13 protein-coding genes are annotated in these 14672 nt (G+C 70.6%); 5 read left to right on the top strand and 8 right to left on the bottom strand.

Going from position 1 to position 14672, the window contains the following annotated elements; genetic code table 11:
- The first annotated feature begins 98 nt into the window (after positions 1-98).
- From tkt to pgl, 5 genes are read left to right on the top strand one after another with little or no spacing between them, the layout of a single operon-like run.
- Entirely contained in the window at positions 99-2201 is a 2103-nt protein-coding gene (gene tkt / locus ACFYX3_RS07330; RefSeq protein ID WP_389009149.1) for a transketolase, read from the top strand.
- Positions 2202-2237: 36 nt separating this feature from the next.
- Positions 2238-3356 (top strand): transaldolase, encoded by a 1119-nt coding sequence (gene tal, locus ACFYX3_RS07325; protein ID WP_389009146.1) that lies wholly within the window; start codon positions 2238-2240, stop codon positions 3354-3356.
- Positions 3357-3361: 5 nt separating this feature from the next.
- On the top strand, positions 3362-4894 hold the full coding sequence (zwf, locus tag ACFYX3_RS07320) for a glucose-6-phosphate dehydrogenase (protein ID WP_376586420.1): 1533 nt from the start codon (positions 3362-3364) through the stop codon (positions 4892-4894).
- The gene (opcA, locus tag ACFYX3_RS07315; protein WP_382651412.1) at positions 4891-5949 is read left to right on the top strand and encodes a glucose-6-phosphate dehydrogenase assembly protein OpcA; all 1059 of its coding nucleotides are present in this window, start codon (positions 4891-4893) and stop codon (positions 5947-5949) included. The genes zwf and opcA overlap by 4 nt, the downstream gene beginning before the upstream one ends.
- The gene (gene pgl / locus ACFYX3_RS07310; protein ID WP_116161612.1) at positions 5946-6728 is read left to right on the top strand and encodes a 6-phosphogluconolactonase; all 783 of its coding nucleotides are present in this window, start codon (positions 5946-5948) and stop codon (positions 6726-6728) included. The genes opcA and pgl overlap by 4 nt, the downstream gene beginning before the upstream one ends.
- A gap of 31 nt (positions 6729-6759) precedes the next feature.
- Here pgl and ACFYX3_RS07305 read toward each other — a convergent pair whose 3' ends face one another.
- The 8 genes from ACFYX3_RS07305 to gap all read right to left on the bottom strand — a co-directional run bounded on the left by ACFYX3_RS07305 (position 6760) and on the right by gap (position 14506).
- A complete protein-coding gene (locus ACFYX3_RS07305) occupies positions 6760-8319 on the bottom strand; it encodes a PH domain-containing protein (protein WP_389009140.1) in 1560 nt (519 codons plus the stop codon).
- Positions 8316-8816 (bottom strand): PH domain-containing protein, encoded by a 501-nt coding sequence (locus ACFYX3_RS07300; RefSeq protein ID WP_376586429.1) that lies wholly within the window; start codon positions 8814-8816, stop codon positions 8316-8318. Before ACFYX3_RS07300 ends, ACFYX3_RS07305 begins: the two co-directional genes overlap by 4 nt.
- Positions 8817-8820: 4 nt before the next feature.
- The gene (gene pgi / locus ACFYX3_RS07295; RefSeq protein WP_389009136.1) at positions 8821-10482 is read right to left on the bottom strand and encodes a glucose-6-phosphate isomerase; all 1662 of its coding nucleotides are present in this window, start codon (positions 10480-10482) and stop codon (positions 8821-8823) included.
- Positions 10483-10643: 161 nt separating this feature from the next.
- On the bottom strand, positions 10644-10979 hold the full coding sequence (locus tag ACFYX3_RS07290; RefSeq protein ID WP_078908267.1) for an RNA polymerase-binding protein RbpA: 336 nt from the start codon (positions 10977-10979) through the stop codon (positions 10644-10646).
- Positions 10980-11056: 77 nt separating this feature from the next.
- Entirely contained in the window at positions 11057-11287 is a 231-nt protein-coding gene (gene secG, locus ACFYX3_RS07285; RefSeq protein WP_116161609.1) for a preprotein translocase subunit SecG, read from the bottom strand.
- 97 nt (positions 11288-11384) lie between these two features.
- Positions 11385-12164 (bottom strand): triose-phosphate isomerase, encoded by a 780-nt coding sequence (gene tpiA, locus ACFYX3_RS07280; protein ID WP_389009132.1) that lies wholly within the window; start codon positions 12162-12164, stop codon positions 11385-11387.
- A gap of 7 nt (positions 12165-12171) precedes the next feature.
- On the bottom strand, positions 12172-13383 hold the full coding sequence (locus tag ACFYX3_RS07275) for a phosphoglycerate kinase (protein ID WP_389009129.1): 1212 nt from the start codon (positions 13381-13383) through the stop codon (positions 12172-12174).
- 112 nt (positions 13384-13495) lie between these two features.
- A complete protein-coding gene (gene gap, locus ACFYX3_RS07270; RefSeq protein ID WP_116161606.1) occupies positions 13496-14506 on the bottom strand; it encodes a type I glyceraldehyde-3-phosphate dehydrogenase in 1011 nt (336 codons plus the stop codon).
- Positions 14507-14672: the final 166 nt, after the last annotated feature.

The raw sequence follows: 14672 nt of genomic DNA, 5'->3' as shown, positions 1-14672 counted from the left end.
GACACGAAAAGAGGGGCGTTCCGCGGGGGTAGGCTCGACAACGCCGGTACACCCTCAGTCACCGGCTCAAGACATGTGGAGAGGAGCCCTGACCCAGGGTGAGCACTAAGCCGACCACCACAGACCTCGAGTGGACCGAGTTGGACCAGCGGGCCGTCGACACCGCCCGCATCCTGGCCGCGGACGCCGTACAGAAGGTCGGCAACGGCCATCCCGGTACGGCGATGAGCCTGGCGCCCGCCGCGTACACCCTCTTCCAGAAGGTGATGCGGCACGACCCCGCCGACCCCGAGTGGGTCGGGCGCGACCGGTTCGTCCTCTCCGCCGGGCACTCGTCCCTGACCCTCTACACCCAGCTGTACCTGGGTGGCTTCGGTCTCGAGCTGGACGACCTGAAGACCTTCCGCACCTGGGGCTCGAAGACCCCCGGTCACCCGGAGTACGGCCACACCGCCGGCGTCGAGACCACCACGGGCCCGCTGGGCCAGGGTGTCGCCAACGCCGTGGGCATGGCGATGGCCGCCCGCTACGAGCGCGGTCTGTTCGACCCGGAGGCCGCCACCGGCGCCTCTCCGTTCGACCACCGGATCTACGTGATCGCCGGTGACGGCTGCCTGCAGGAGGGCATCTCCGCGGAGGCGTCCTCGCTGGCCGGCCACCAGAAGCTCGGCAACCTGATCCTGCTGTGGGACGACAACCACATCTCGATCGAGGGCGACACCGAGACCGCCGTGTCCGAGGACACGATGAAGCGGTACGAGGCGTACGGCTGGCACGTCCAGCGCGTCGAGCCGCAGGCCAACGGCGACCTGGACCCGGCCGCGCTGTACGCGGCGATCAAGGCCGCCGAGGCCGAGACCGAGCGTCCGTCGTTCATCGCGATGCGCTCGATCATCGCCTGGCCCGCGCCGAACGCGCAGAACACCGAGGCCGCGCACGGCTCGGCGCTCGGCGACGAGGAGATCGCGGCCACCAAGCGCGTCCTGGGCTTCGACCCGGAGCAGACCTTCGAGGTCACCGACGAGGTCATCGCGCACACCCGCGCGCTCGGCGACCGCGGCCGCGAGGCCCGCGCCGCGTGGGAGAAGCAGCTCTCCGAGTGGCGTACGGCCAACCCGGAGCGCGCCGCCGAGTTCGACCGCATCCAGGCGAACGAGCTGCCGGCCGGCTGGGCCGAGAAGCTCCCGGTCTTCGAGGCCGGCAAGGGTGTCGCCACCCGTGCCGCGTCGGGCCAGGTCCTCCAGGCCCTCGGTGCGGTCATCCCGGAGCTGTGGGGCGGTTCGGCCGACCTCGCCGGCTCGAACAACACGACGATCGACAAGAACTCGTCGTTCCTGCCCGAGGGCAACCCGCTGCCGGAGGCGGACAAGTACGGCCGCACGATCCACTTCGGCATCCGCGAGCACTCCATGGCCGCGGAGATGAACGGCATCGCGCTGCACGGCAACACCCGCATCTACGGCGGCACCTTCCTGGTGTTCTCCGACTACATGCGCAACGCCGTGCGCCTGTCGGCCCTGATGCACCTGCCCGTGACGTACGTCTGGACCCACGACTCGATCGGTCTGGGCGAGGACGGCCCGACGCACCAGCCGGTGGAGCACCTCGCCTCGCTGCGCGCGATCCCGGGTCTGAACGTGGTCCGTCCGGCCGACGCCAACGAGACGGCCCTCGCCTGGCGCGAGATCATGCAGCGCCACACCAAGGTCTTCGGCAAGGGCGCCCCGCACGGTCTGGCACTCACCCGCCAGGGCGTGCCGACGTACGCCCCGAACGAGGACACCGTCAAGGGCGGCTACGTGCTGTTCGAGGCCGAAGGGCCCTCCGGGCAGAACACAGACGCCCAGGTGGTCCTGATCGGCACCGGTTCCGAGGTGCACCTGGCCGTCGAGGCCCGCGAGCAGCTCCAGGCCGCCGGCGTCCCGACCCGCGTGGTCTCGATGCCGTCCGTGGAGTGGTTCGAGGAGCAGGACCAGGCGTACAAGGACTCCGTCCTGCCGCCGTCCGTCAAGGCCCGTGTCGCGGTCGAGGCGGGTATCGGTCTCACCTGGCACAAGTACGTCGGTGACGCCGGCCGGATCGTCTCGCTCGAGCACTTCGGTGCCTCGGCGGACGCGAAGGTCCTGTTCCGCGAGTTCGGGTTCACGCCGGAGGCGATCGTCGCCGCCGCGCGGGAATCTCTCGACGCCGTCGCGCGCTGACGCGAATACGTACGACTTAATGGAGATGCAATTCTCATGACAGACGCTCTCAAGCGCCTCTCCGACGAAGGCGTCGCGATCTGGCTGGACGACCTCTCGCGCAAGCGGATCACGTCCGGCAACCTGGCCGAGCTCATCGACCAGAGCCACGTGGTCGGTGTGACCACGAACCCGTCGATCTTCCAGAAGGCCATCTCCTCGGGTGACGGCTACGAGCAGCAGCTCGTGGACCTCGCCGCCCGCAAGGTGACCGTCGACGAGGCCATCCGCATGATCACGACGGCGGACGTCCGTGACGCCGCCGACATCCTGCGGCCGGTCTTCGACGCGACCGACGGCCAGGACGGCCGGGTCTCCATCGAGGTCGACCCCCGTCTCGCCCACGAGACGGCCGCCACCATCGCCGAGGCCAAGCAGCTGGCCTGGCTGGTGGACCGCCCCAACACCCTGATCAAGATTCCGGCCACCAAGGCGGGTCTGCCGGCGATCACCGAGGTCATCGGCCTCGGCATCAGCGTCAACGTCACGCTGATCTTCTCGCTGGAGCGCTACCGCGCGGTCATGGACGCCTACCTGGCGGGTCTGGAGAAGGCCCGCGAGCGCGGCCTCGACCTCTCCAAGATCCACTCGGTGGCCTCCTTCTTCGTGTCCCGCGTGGACACCGAGATCGACAAGCGCCTGGACGGCATCGGCACCGACGAGGCCAAGGCGCTCAAGGGCAAGGCCGCCCTGGCCAACGCCCGCCTGGCCTACGAGGCGTACGAGGAGGTCTTCTCCTCGGACCGCTGGGCCGCCCTCGACAAGGCGCAGGCCAACAAGCAGCGTCCGCTGTGGGCCTCGACCGGCGTCAAGGACCCGGCGTACAAGGACACGCTGTACGTCGTGGACCTGGTCGCCCCCGGCACGGTGAACACCATGCCGGAGGCCACCCTGGAGGCCACCGCCGACCACGGCGAGGTCACCGGTGACACCATCCGCGGCACGTACGAGCAGTCCCGCGCCGAGCTGGCGGCCGTCGAGAAGCTGGGTATCAGCTACGACGACGTCGTGCAGCTCCTGGAGGACGAGGGCGTCGAGAAGTTCGAGGCGTCCTGGAACGACCTGCTCAAGTCCACCGAGGCGGAGCTCGAGCGCCGCGTACGTTCGGAGGCGTAAGCACTTTGAGCGCAGTCCACGGAGCCAACCCGCTCCGTGACGCCGCAGACCGACGGCTCCCGCGCATCGCGGGGCCGTCGGGTCTGGTGATCTTCGGCGTCACGGGCGATTTGTCCCGTAAGAAGCTGATGCCCGCCGTCTACGACCTGGCCAACCGCGGCCTGCTGCCGCCGGGCTTCTCGCTCATCGGCTTCGCCCGCCGCGAATGGGCGGACGAGGACTTCGCGCAGGAGGTCTACGAAGCCGTCAAGCAGCACGCGCGCACCCCCTTCCGCGAGGAGGTGTGGCAGCAGCTGATCCAGGGCATGCGGTTCGTCCAGGGCGACTTCGACGACGACACGGCCTTCGAGCAGCTCAAGGCGACGATCGAGGAGCTCGACAAGGCGCAGGGCACGGGAGGCAACTTCGCCTTCTACCTGTCCGTGCCGCCGAAGTTCTTCGAGCTCGTCGTCCAGCAGCTCAAGAAGCACGGCCTGGCCGACCAGAAGGACGGTTCCTGGCGCCGCGCGGTCATCGAGAAGCCCTTCGGCCACGACCTGGTCTCCGCCAAGGAGCTCAACGAGGTCGTCCACGAGGTCTTCCCGCCCGACGCGGTCTTCCGGATCGACCACTACCTCGGCAAGGAGACCGTCCAGAACATCCTGGCGCTCCGCTTCGCCAACACCCTCTTCGAGCCGATCTGGAACCGTTCGTACGTCGACCACGTGCAGATCACCATGGCCGAGGACATCGGCATCGGCGGCCGCGCCGGCTACTACGACGGCATCGGCGCCGCCCGTGACGTCATCCAGAACCACCTGCTCCAGCTGCTCGCGCTGACCGCGATGGAGGAGCCCGCCTCCTTCGACGCCGACGCGCTGGCCGCCGAGAAGACCAAGGTCCTCGGCGCGGTGAAGCTGCCCAAGGACCTGAGCAAGTCCACGGTCCGCGGCCAGTACGCCGCCGGGTGGCAGGGCGGCGCGAAGGCCGTCGGCTACCTCCAGGAAGACGGCATCGACCCCCAGTCGAAGACCGACACCTACGCGGCCATCAAGCTGGAGATCGACAACCGCCGCTGGGCGGGCGTCCCGTTCTACCTGCGGACCGGCAAGCGCCTGGGCCGCCGCGTCACCGAGATCGCGGTCGTCTTCCAGCGCGCCCCGCACTCCCCCTTCGACCACACCGCGACCGAGGAGCTCGGCCGCAACGCCATCGTCATCCGGGTCCAGCCGGACGAGGGCGTGACGGTGCGGTTCGGCTCCAAGGTGCCCGGCACCCAGATGGAGATCCGGGACGTGTCGATGGACTTCGCGTACGGCGAGTCCTTCACGGAGTCCAGCCCCGAGGCGTACGAGCGGCTCATCCTCGACGTCCTGCTCGGCGACTCCAACCTCTTCCCGCGGGTCGAGGAGGTCGAGCTGTCCTGGAAGATCCTCGACCCGATCGAGCAGTTCTGGGACACGCACGGCAAGCCCGCGCAGTACCAGTCCGGGACCTGGGGTCCGGTCGAGGCGGACGAGATGCTCGCACGAGACGGCAGGAGCTGGCGCCGGCCATGAAGACCGACCTGACGGACACCACGTCCTCCAAGATCAACAAGGCGCTGGTGCTCGGGCGGCGGGCGATCGGCACGCCGGCCGTCGGCATGGTGCTCACCCTCGTGATCGTCACCGACGAGGAGAACGCCTACGACGCGCTCAAGGCGGCCAACGAGGCGTCCCGCGAGCACCCCTCGCGGACCCTCGTCGTCATCAAGCGGGTCTCGCGCACCCCGCGGGACCGCGCGCAGGCGCGGCTCGACGCCGAGGTCCGCCTCGGCGCCGACGCCAGCACCGGCGAGACGGTGGTGCTCCGGCTGTACGGCGAGGTCGTCGACCACGCCCAGTCGGTGGTGCTGCCGCTGCTCCTCCCGGACGCCCCCGTCGTCGTCTGGTGGCCGGTGAACGCGCCGTCCGACCCGGCGAGCGACCCGCTGGGCGCGCTCGCCCAGCGCCGGGTGACCGACACGTACGCCGCCGAGCAGCCCATCCAGGAGCTGACCGCGCGCGCGGACGCGTACACCCCGGGCGACACGGACCTGTCGTGGACCCGGATCACCCCGTGGCGTTCGATGCTGGCCGCCGCGCTCGACCAGGTCGCCTGCGAGGTCACCTCGGCCGAGGTGGAGGGCGAGGAGTTCAACCCGAGCGTCGAGCTGCTCGCGATGTGGCTCGCGGACCGGCTGAAGGTGCCGGTGCGGCGCTCGAAGTCGGGGGGCCCCGGTCTCACCTCCGTACGGATGGAGACCGACGCCGGCCCGATCGTGCTCGACCGGCCCGACGGCTCGCTCGCGACGCTGTCGATACAGGGCCAGCCGGACCGTGCGGTGGCGCTCAAGCGCCGCGACACGGCCGAGCTCATCGCGGAGGAGCTGCGCCGGCTCGACCCGGACGACACCTACGCGACGGCGCTGAGGTTCGGCCTCGAGCGGCTCGACGAGAAGGCGGCGACGACCGCGCCCGAGACCGTCGTCGACACGGTCGTGGAAACCGTGGTGGAGACCGTCGAGGAGAAGGCTCCCGCGCCCAAGCCCGCTCCGAAGAAGGCCCCGGCCAAGAAGGCGGCGGCCAAGTGAGCACCCCTCAGCTGGTCGTCCACCGCGACAAGGAGCTGATGGCCGAGGCCGCCGCGGCCCGGCTGATCACGAAGATCGTGGACGCCCAGGCCGCCCGCGGCTCCGCCTCGGTCGTCCTGACCGGCGGCCGCAACGGCAACGGCCTGCTCGCGGCGCTCGGTTCGGCGCCCGCGCGGGACGCGGTCGACTGGTCGCGCCTCGACCTGTGGTGGGGCGACGAGCGGTACCTGCCCGAGGGCGACCCCGAGCGGAACGTCACGCAGGCCCGTGCGGCGCTGCTCGACCGGGTGCCGCTCGACCCGGCCCGGGTGCACGCCATGCCGGCCTCGGACGGCCCGTACGGCAGCGATGTCGATGCCGCCGCGGCCGCGTACGCGGAGGAACTGGCCGCCGCCGCGGGTCCCGGTGACCACGGCGGGGTGCCGACCTTCGACGTGCTGATGCTGGGCGTCGGCCCGGACACGCACGTGGCCTCGCTCTTCCCGGAGCTGCCGGCGGTCCGCGAGACCGAGAGGACGGTGGTCGGGGTGCACGGCGCGCCGAAGCCGCCGCCGGTCCGGATCTCGCTGACCCTCCCGGCCATCCGGGCGGCGCACGAGGTGTGGCTGCTCGCGGCCGGAGAGGACAAGGCGAAGGCCGCGGCGATCGCGCTGTCCGGCGCGGGCGAGGTGCAGGCCCCGGCGGCCGGCGCCCGTGGCCGCTCGCGGACGCTGTGGCTGCTCGACGCGGCGGCCGCGTCGGAGCTGCCGCGGAGCCTGTATCCGCCGGCCTCGGCCTGAGTCCCCGGTACGGCTTGTCCGGAGGCCCGGTTCACCTTTCGGTGGGCCGGGCCTCCGGCGTTTCCACGAAAGGCGTTCCCAGATCGGGCGTTCCCAGGTCAGGCGTTTCCAGGAACGGCGCCAGGAGCCCCGGTACGGCCTCGGCGGCGAAGGCGAGGCCCTGGCTCTCGCCCGCGTCGAGCACGTCGTACGCGCCCTCGCCCGCCGCCGTGGTGGCGGTGACGGTCAGGATGCCGGCGCGCCGCTGGAAGTACGACTGCTTGACGGTCCAGCCGATGACGCCGGAGCGCTGGAGGGCGACCGTCGTGCGCCGGACGGTGCCCGAACGGGTCACCAGGTAGCCGCCGCTGACGCCGTGTCCGAGGGCGCGGTACGCGTCGAGGGCGAGCAGCGCGGCGACCGGTCCGAGGACGAGGGCGCAGCCGGCCGCCACGTACAGCAGGACCGGCGTGAGGAGGAGGCCGAGGACGGCGAGGACCGCGACGGGCCCGAGGACGCTCCACAGGGCCCAGCGCAGCCGCCGGGCGCGGGCGGCCCGGGGGTGGGCGGCGAGGGGCGCCCGGGTCGGCGGCTCCGGCGCGCGCAGCACCAGGGCCGCGACCCGCTCGGCGCGCTCCCGGGGTGCGGCGGGCAGCAGGTTCTTCAGGTCGCCGTGCTTGTCGCCGTCGTCCTGGGCGAGTCCGGTGGCGACGGCGTCGACGCGGGCGGCCCCGAACAGCCGTACGCCGAGCGGTTCGACGAGCTCGATCCCGCGCAGCCGGCGCTCCTCCAGCGTGACCGACCGGGCGGTGAACAGGCCGCGACGGACGCGGAGGGTACCGCCGGGCTCGCGCTCCAGCCGGTAGTTCCACCACATCTCGACCCAGAGGCCGAGGGCGCCGACGGTCCCGGCGGCGGTGGCGAGCAGGACCAGGTCGACGATCGTCCAGGTGAGGGAGGTGTCCTGGAAGCGGTCCCCTATCCAGTCGACGACCTCCGCCTGGGCGCCGAACCACTCGCTGACCTGCAGGACGGCGCCGGCCGCCGCGCCGCCGAGGGCGGGGGCGAGGAAGGAGACGGGGGCGTAGCGGATCCAGCGCGGGTCGAGGGCGGCCAGGACGCTGTCGTGGCCCGGCTCCTCGGGGGCGGTGGTGCGGGTGAGGAGCTCCCGGCGGAGCCGCTCGCCCTCGGTGCGGGCGACCAGGTCCAGTTCGAGGGTGGACTCGCCGAGGGCGGTGCTCTCGCCGGTGCCGATGCGGACCTTGACGAGGCCGAGGAGGCGCTGGAGGGGGTTGGCGGTGAGGTCGACGCTGCGGATCCGCTCACGGGCCAGGGAGCGGCGCTTGAGCAGCAGGAGCCCGGTGTGGAGGTCGACCTGCTCGGGGCCGACGCGGTAGCGGGTGCGGCGCAGCCGGACCCAGTCGGCGGCCGTGCCGGCGAGGACGAGGAGTGCGGCGCCGGCGAGGACCCAGGCGACGGCCTGCCACAGGGGCCGGCCGCCCGAGAGGCCGGCCACGGCCGGGAGGGCCGCACCGCCGGCCACCCCGCACAGGACGGCGGCGCCGGCGAGCAGGGTGCGCGGGTCGAGCCGCCGCCACTCCCCCTCGCTCATGTGGCGTCCCCGGGGGTGGCCCGGGTGATGAGGGTGAGCCGCTCGGCGAGCTCGGCGGCGAGCTCGTGGTCGAGCCCCTCGATGCGGATCGCCCCCTTGGAGGAGGCGGTGGTGACGGTGACGGTGGCCAGCCGGAACGTCTGCTCCAGCGGCCCCCGTACGGTGTCGACCGTCTGGATCCGGGACATCGGGGCGATCCGCCACTCCTGCCAGAGGGCGCCGGTCCGCACGTAGACGGCCTCGTCGGTGACCTCCCAGCGGTGCACCCGGAACCACCAGGCGGGGAGGAACGCGGTGCAGCCGAGGCCGAGAACCGCCACGGCCCCGGCCGCGAGCAGCAGCCAGGACCGGGCGGGCCCGATCAGCGCGCCGAGCACGGCCAGGACCGCCACCGGGACGGCGGTGGTCACGAGCAGGCGGGTCCGCCACCAGGTGACGGCCCGCTGGTCGACGGCGTTCCTCGGCGGCCGCAGCCGTACCGCGCCCTCCCCCCTCATCCTGTTACCGGCCGCGCAGCGAGCGGTAGGCCGAGACGAGTCCGGCGGTGGAGCTGTCGAGCTGCTCGGCTCCCTCGCCCTCCGTCAGGACCGGCTCGATCTTCTTGGCGAGGACCTTGCCGAGCTCGACGCCCCACTGGTCGAAGGAGTCGATGTTCCAGACGGCGCCCTGGACGAAGACCTTGTGCTCGTAGAGCGCGATCAGCTGGCCGAGGACGGACGGGGTGAGCGCGTCGGCGAGGATCGTGGTGGTCGGGTGGTTGCCCTGGAAGGTCTTGTGCGGGACGAGCTCCTCGGCGACGCCCTCGGCCCGTACCTCCTCGGGCGTCTTGCCGAAGGCGAGCGCCTGGGTCTGGGCGAAGAAGTTGGCCATGAGCAGGTCGTGCTGGGCGACGAGCCCGGGCAGCAGGTCGTCGACGGGTCGGGCGAAGCCGATGAAGTCGGCGGGGATGACCTTGGTGCCCTGGTGGATCAACTGGTAGTAGGCGTGCTGCCCGTTGGTGCCGGGGGTGCCCCAGACGACGGGTCCGGTCTGCCAGTCGACCCGGTTGCCCTGGCGGTCCACCGACTTGCCGTTGGACTCCATGTCGAGCTGCTGGAGGTAGGCGGTGAACTTCGACAGGTAGTGGGAGTACGGCAGGACGGCGTGCGACTGGGCGTCGAAGAAGGCGCCGTACCAGACGCCGAGGAGGCCGAGCAGCAGCGGCGCGTTCTCCTCGGGCGCGGCGGTGCGGAAGTGCTCGTCGACGAGGTGGAAGCCGTCGAGCATCTCGCGGAAGCGCTCCGGGCCGATGGCGATCATCAGGGAGAGGCCGATGGCGGAGTCGTACGAGTAGCGGCCGCCGACCCAGTCCCAGAACCCGAACATGTTCGCGGTGTCGATGCCGAACTCCTCGACCTTCTCCGCGTTGGTCGAGAGGGCCACGAAGTGCTTGGCGACGGCCTCCTGGCCGGCGCGCAGCTCGGTGAGGAGCCAGTTCCGCGCGGAGGTGGCGTTGGTGATCGTCTCGATGGTGGTGAAGGTCTTCGAGGCGACGATGAACAGCGTCTCGGCGGGGTCGAGGTCGCGGACGGCCTCGTGGAGGTCGGCGCCGTCGACGTTGGAGACGAAACGGAACGTCAGGTCCCGCTGGGTGTAGGAGCGCAGGACCTCGTAGGCCATGGCGGGGCCGAGGTCGGAGCCGCCGATGCCGATGTTGACGATGTTCTTGACGGGCCGTCCGGTGTGGCCGGTCCACTCGCCCGCGCGGACCTTGTCGGAGAAGGCCGCCATCTTGTCGAGGACGGCGTGCACGGCGGGGACGACGTTCTCGCCGTCGACCTCGATGACGGCCTCGCGGGGGGCGCGCAGCGCGGTGTGGAGGACCGCCCGGTCCTCGGTGGTGTTGATCTTGTCGCCGCGGAACATGGCGTCGCGGAGCTCGGCGACGCCGGTGACGGCGGCCAGTTCGCGCAGCAGGGTCAGCGTCTCGTCGGTGACGAGGTGCTTGGAGTAGTCCAGATAGAGGTCGCCGACGCGCAGGGTGTAGCCGGTGCCCCGCTCCGGGTCGGCGGAGAACAGTTCACGCAGATGGGTCTCGCCCAGCTGCTCACGGTGCTTGCCGAGGGCCGCCCACTCGGGCAGCCGGTTGAGCCTGGTACGGCCTTCGCTGGTCATCTCGGACATCGCCCACTTCTTCTCAATACTGCTTGTCTGCCCCGCTGCACCCCCCAACCTAATTGATCTGGGGAACGGTCGACGCGAAGGCGGGCGCGAACGCCGAACGGGCCCTGCCCGCGAACCAGGTTCGCGGGCAGGGCCCGTTCGTCACACCGTCACACCACGCTTCAGATCTCGCCGCGCAGCTTGGCCAGCGCCTCGGCGAGGATGGCCTCGCCGTCCGCGTCGCTGCGGCGCTCACGCACATAGGCGAGGTGGGTCTTGTACGGCTCCGTGCGCGGCGGGTCCGGCGGGTTGTCCCGGTCCTGACCTGCCGGGAAGCCGCAGCGCGGGCAGTCCCAGGTATCCGGGACCGCCGCGTCGCTGGCGAAGCTCGGCTGCGTCTCGTGCCCGTTCGAGCACCAGAAGGAGATGCGGAGGCGCGGTGCCGACTCGCCCCGCTCGGCCTCCCCCATCGGCCCCGCTCCGACCCGGCTTCCCCGGATCGCGTTGCCACTTGCCACGGTCGTAACTCCCTGCGTGATGGTGCTCGAAGATGCCCCAGTCTACGTAAGGCCCAACGCGCGTCCAGTGATTGGAGTTACCGGTCCAACTTCATCAGCAGACCAAGTACCACAATGCAGGAGAACCAGCACAGACCGACCACGACCGTGATCCGGTCCAGGTTCCGCTCGGCGACCGAGGAGCCGCCCACGGAGGACTGCATGCCGCCACCGAACATGTCGGAGAGGCCGCCGCCCTTCCCCTTGTGCATCAGCACGAGCAGCATCAGCAGCGCGCTGAAGATGATCAGGGCGATCGAGAACCCCATAACCACGGCTGGACCAACTTCCTCGGACTTATACGGACGGGGGCCGGGCACCTGCCCGACCCCCGCAAGGGTACGACGTAACTCCGCTACCGCATACTCACTGGTCGCGGAAGCGCACGATCTTGACGAACTCGTCGGCGTCCAGCGCCGCGCCGCCCACCAGGGCGCCGTCGACGTCCGGCTGCGCCATGATCGCGGCGACGTTGCCGGCCTTGACCGAGCCGCCGTACTGGATGCGGACCTTGTCGGCCAGCTCCTGCGAGTACAGCTCCGCGAGGCGGCCGCGGATCGCCCCGCAGACCTCCTGGGCGTCGTCGGGGGTGGCGACCTCGCCGGTGCCGATGGCCCACACCGGCTCGTACGCGATCACGACGGTCTCGGCCTGCTCGGCCGGGACGTCCTTCAGGCCGCCGTCGATCTGGGCCAGGGTGTACTCGACCTGGTTGCCCGCCTTGCGGACGTCGAGGCCCTCGCCGACGCAGAGGATCGGGGTCACGCCGTGCTTGAAGGCGGCCTTCACCTTGGCGTTGCAGACCTCGTCGTTCTCGGCGTGGTACTGGCGGCGCTCGGAGTGGCCGACGGCGACGTAGGCGCACTTCAGCTTGGACAGCATGAGGCCCGAGATCTCGCCGGTGTAGGCGCCGGAGTCGTGCTCCGAGATGTCCTGGGCGCCGTACTTGATCTTGAGCTTGTCGCCGTCGACCAGGGTCTGGACGGACCGCAGGTCGGTGAAGGGGACCAGGACGGCGACCTCGCAGGCGTCGTAGTCCTTGTCGTTCAGGGCGAAGGCGAGCTTCTGGACGTGGGCGATGGCCTCGAGGTGGTTGAGGTTCATCTTCCAGTTGCCCGCCATCAGCGGGGTGCGGGTGCTGCTCATAAAGCGGTCAGTCCTCCAGTGCGGCGAGGCCGGGAAGCGTCTTGCCCTCGAGGTACTCGAGGGAGGCGCCGCCGCCGGTCGAAATGTGTCCGAATGCCTTCTCGTCGAAGCCCAGGATGCGGACGGCCGCGGCGGAGTCGCCACCGCCGACGACCGTGAAGGCCGGGGAGTCGACGAGAGCCTGGGCAACAGCCTTGGTGCCCTCGGCGTAGTCCGGGTGCTCGAAGACGCCCATCGGGCCGTTCCAGAAGACGGTGGCGGCGTCGGCGAGCTTCGAGGCGTAGAGCTTACGGGTCTCGGGACCGATGTCCAGACCCATCTGGCCGGCCGGCATGGCGTCCGCGGCGACGTTCTCCGGGTGGGCCGGGGCCTTGGTCTTCATGTCGGGGAACTCCGGCGCGACCAGGACGTCGACGGGGAGCACGAACTCCACGCCGCGGGCCTTCCCGCGCTCCAGGTACTCCTGGACCACCGGGATCTGGTCCTCCTGGAGCAGCGAGCTGCCGACCTCGTGGCCCTGGGCCTTGAGGAAGGTGAAGACCATGCCGCCGCCGACGAGGATGCGGTCGGCCTTCTCCAGGAGGTGGTCGATCACGCCGAGCTTGTCGGAGACCTTGGAGCCGCCGAGCACGACCGCGTACGGCCGCTGGACGTCCTCGGTGAGCTTCTTCAGGACGCCGACCTCGGTGGCGATGAGGTGGCCGGCGTAGTGCGGGAGGCGGGCCGGGAGGTCGAAGACCGAGGCGTGCTTGCGGTGCACGGCGCCGAAGCCGTCGCCGACGTAGATGTCGGCGAGGGCGGCCAGCTGGTCCGCGAAGGCGCCGCGCTCGGCGTCGTCCTTCGAGGTCTCGCCGGCGTTGAAGCGGAGGTTCTCGACGACGGCCACCCGGCCGTCGGCGAGCCCGGCGACCGTCGCGGTGGCGGAGTCGCCGACCGTGTCGGTCGCGAAGGCCACGTCGGCGCCGAGCAGCTCGCCGAGGCGGGCGGCGGCCGGGGCGAGGGAGAAGGCCGGGTCCGGGGCGCCCTTCGGGCGGCCCAGGTGCGAGGCGACCACGACGCGGGCGCCGGCGTCGGCAAGCGCCTTGACCGTGGGGACGACGGCGCGGATGCGGCCGTCGTCGGTGATGGTGGTGCCGTCGAGCGGCACGTTGAGGTCGGCGCGGACGAACACGCGCTTTCCTTCGACGCCCTCGCGGAGAAGCTCGTCGATCGTCTTCATCTGTTAACAGACTCCTTGGTACGGGGTGGAGCACACAAACAGGGCTCGCACAGCGCGGCATTGCGCTGCCCGAGCCCTGCTCACATCGAAAGCCTGCCCTGAACCCTAGAGCTTAGAGCCGGCCGCCGACGAAGACGGTCAGGTCGACGAGACGGTTGGAGTAGCCCCACTCGTTGTCGTACCAGCCGAGGATCTTCACCGTGTTGCCTTCCTGGACCATTGTCAGGGAGGCGTCGAAGGTGCAGGACGCCGGGTCGCTGACGATGTCCGAGGAGACGATCGGGTCCTCGGTGTAGAACAGGATGCCCTTGAGGTCGCCGTCGTCGGAGGCCTTCTTGAACGCGGCGTTGACCTCGTCCTTGGTGACCTCGCGGTCGAGGGTGACGACCAGGTCGGTCGCGGAGCCGGTCGGCACCGGGACGCGCATGGCGATGCCGTCGAGCTTGCCCTTGAGCTGCGGGAGGACCAGGGCGGTGGCCTTGGCGGCACCCGTCGTGGTCGGGATGATGTTCTCCGCGGCGGCGCGGGCGCGGCGCAGGTCCTTGTGCGGGAAGTCCAGGATGCGCTGGTCGTTGGTGTACGCGTGGACCGTGGTCATGAGGCCCTTGACGATGCCGAAGCTCTCGTCGAGCACCTTGGCCATCGGCGCGACGCAGTTGGTGGTGCAGGACGCGTTCGAGATGACATGGTGCTGCGCCGGGTCGTACTTGTCCTGGTTGACGCCCATGACGATGGTGATGTCCTCGTCGGTGGCCGGAGCCGAGATGAGCACCTTCTTGGCGCCGCCGGCGATGTGCTTCGCGGCGTCGGCCTTCTTCGTGAAGATGCCGGTCGACTCGATGACGATGTCGACGCCCAGGTCGCCCCAGGGGATGTCGGCCGGGTCGCGCTCGGACAGCACCTTGATGGTGTGGCCGTCGACGGTGATGGTGTCGGCGGTGTGGGTCACCTCGGCCTTGAGGCGACCCAGGATGGTGTCGTACTTCAGCAGGTGCGCGGTGGTCGCGGTGTCACCGAGGTCGTTGACAGCCACGATCTCGATGTCGGCACCCTGCTCAAGGAGCGCTCGGAAATAGTTCCGGCCGATGCGGCCAAAGCCGTTGATGCCTACGCGGATCGTCACGAACCGATCTCCTCGTCTGCTACGCCGGAGTTCTCGACGCCGGCGAGATTTGTGTTCTTTGGGATGTCCCCGACCGCTTACGACCCTACCTCCCCGTTCGTCGGCGGGGGACATCCTGCGCATCCGGGCGAGCCCGGAAAGTGAGGGAAAACGGCCGACGGCCCGC

It is taken from the genome of Streptomyces sp. NPDC002463 (genome assembly GCF_042889835.1).
Taxonomy (GTDB): Bacteria; Actinomycetota; Actinomycetes; order Streptomycetales; family Streptomycetaceae; genus Streptomyces; species Streptomyces nymphaeiformis.
The sequence above is the reverse complement of the archived record's forward strand: the minus strand, read 5'-3'. Positions and strand labels throughout refer to the sequence as shown.

Bases quoted from the DNA above. Each gene is read 5' to 3' on its own strand.
- tal (WP_389009146.1), top strand. From the start codon at position 2,238: ATGACAGACGCTCTCAAGCGCCTCTCCGACGAAGGCGTCGCGATCTGG.
- opcA (WP_382651412.1), top strand. From the start codon at position 4,891: ATGAAGACCGACCTGACGGACACCACGTCCTCCAAGATCAACAAGGCG.
- ACFYX3_RS07305 (WP_389009140.1), bottom strand. From the start codon at position 8,319: ATGAGCGAGGGGGAGTGGCGGCGGCTCGACCCGCGCACCCTGCTCGCC.
- ACFYX3_RS07300 (WP_376586429.1), bottom strand. From the start codon at position 8,816: ATGAGGGGGGAGGGCGCGGTACGGCTGCGGCCGCCGAGGAACGCCGTC.
- pgi (WP_389009136.1), bottom strand. From the start codon at position 10,482: ATGTCCGAGATGACCAGCGAAGGCCGTACCAGGCTCAACCGGCTGCCC.
- secG (WP_116161609.1), bottom strand. From the start codon at position 11,287: ATGGGGTTCTCGATCGCCCTGATCATCTTCAGCGCGCTGCTGATGCTG.
- tpiA (WP_389009132.1), bottom strand. From the start codon at position 12,164: ATGAGCAGCACCCGCACCCCGCTGATGGCGGGCAACTGGAAGATGAAC.
- ACFYX3_RS07275 (WP_389009129.1), bottom strand. From the start codon at position 13,383: ATGAAGACGATCGACGAGCTTCTCCGCGAGGGCGTCGAAGGAAAGCGC.